Here is a 1739-nt window from a genome sequence, read left to right as displayed (position 1 = left end):
TTCAACACGACCGCCACGGCCCTGCCCGGCCAGGCCATCAGCCTGCAGGGCCACTTCCCCGCCACGGCCAAAGCCTTCATGCTGGTGGGCACCGCTACCACCCCTACCTCCCTGCCCATCCTGCTCCAGAGTGCCAACCACCTGGCCGCCCAGATCCCCCCCCAAACCCCCGCTGACCTCTACCAGGTCTGGGTTGAAGACCAGGGACAGCGCAGTCCCCCGGTCTGGATCAATCAGGCCCAGGCTCACCATGCCGACTGCCCCGTCATCAGCCCGGGCGGACCCCTGCGCATCTTCGGCCGCAACCTGCGGCTGGGCAGCGCCACCCCCCAGGTCCGACTGACGGCCAATGGCGTCACCCTGGAGGCCAGCGTCAACCTCAGCCAGAGCGACGCCTACAAGCTAACCCTGGTCATGCCGGCCGGCCTGCAGGCGGGCATCACCTACACCCTGCTGGTGAGCAACGGGACGGGCGGGGCCAGCGGACAGACCCGCCTGAGCCAGTCGCTGACGGCGGTGGCCGCCGGGGGTGACTACTTCGGGCTGGGGGTGGGCTGGGCGGCCCGGCTCACCTTCACGGGCAACGTCTACAACGTGAAGACCGATGGTCGGCTGAGCCTCAAGGCGGTGGGGGACGGCAACGCCAACGACCAGCCCGCCATCCAGGCGGCCATCGACCGGGCGTCGGCCGACGGGGGGGGCATCGTTTACCTGCCGGCGGGTAACTACAAGCTGAGCCACCACTACTTCGAGTACCTGCGCATGCGGAGCCGGGTGGTGGTGCAGGGGGCGGGCAAGGAGCAGACGGTGCTGCGCTACGGCTACCAGCTGGAGAGTTCGCACATGGCGGTGTTGTTTTCACCGGGGACGAGTCTGTCGGGTTTGGCGGACCTCTCGCTGCTCAACATCGACAACAACGGCAGCCCGGCGATGGGCAACCTGCGGGCCAACCAGGTGAGCCAGGTGTTCCTGCAGCGGGTACGGCTGGACCTCAACCGGGGGGACTGGATGGAGCTCAGCAACACCGACCAGCTGGTGCTGGCCAACTCGGACTTCAGCCAGGGGGTCAACGACCGCAGCAGCTACCGGGGTCCCATCAACATGAATGCCAGTACCAACTTCGTCTTATCCCGCAACAACTTCACCTTCGCGGTGAACGGGCTGAACTTCGACTACACCCACGAGGGGGTCTTCGAGCAGAACAAGGTGTACCGCGACGGCTCGGCCCGCTACCCTGCCAACCTGCTTCAGCACGTGCTGATTCTGAACTTCACCGAGAACATCGCCGTGCTGGGCAACCTCTTCAAGGTCATCAACGGCCCGGCCCAGAACAGCAACGACGGCGAGACGATCATCGCCGAGGGGGGCGGCACCGAACGCATCGATGAGGAGACCGGCACCGTCAGCGCAGCAACGCCCACCACCCTGAGCGACAACAGCAAGAACTGGGGCAATTTCCGGCGCCGTCCGATCGTGGCCATCGTCAGCGGGAAGGGGATGGGCCAGTGGCGCAGCGTCACCAGCCGCAGCGGCTCCACGCTGAATTTGGACCGGGGGTGGGATGTGGTGCCGGGTGCGGGCAGCAACTACGCGATTTTCAACTGGGGCGCCCGCCGGTGGCTCCTGCAGGGCAACACGCTGGAGGGCAACCGCCGGGGCATCACGCTGTACCACAACGCCACCAGCGAGGTGGCGGTGGTGGGCAACACCCTGACCAACAGCGGCTCGATCGACTTCAC

At 66.6% G+C, this 1739-nt stretch carries 1 protein-coding gene; it reads left to right on the top strand.

All coding sequences use genetic code 11. The features are described from left to right. Positions 1-1739, top strand: a 1739-nt coding sequence (locus tag FH603_RS28025; protein WP_342355236.1) for a glycosyl hydrolase family 28-related protein, incomplete at both ends; no start/stop codon positions are given.

This window comes from Spirosoma utsteinense, assembly GCF_014282275.1.
GTDB classification, from domain to species: Bacteria; Bacteroidota; Bacteroidia; order Cytophagales; family Spirosomataceae; genus Spirosoma; species Spirosoma utsteinense.
This window is presented reverse-complemented; position numbering and strand designations above follow the sequence as displayed.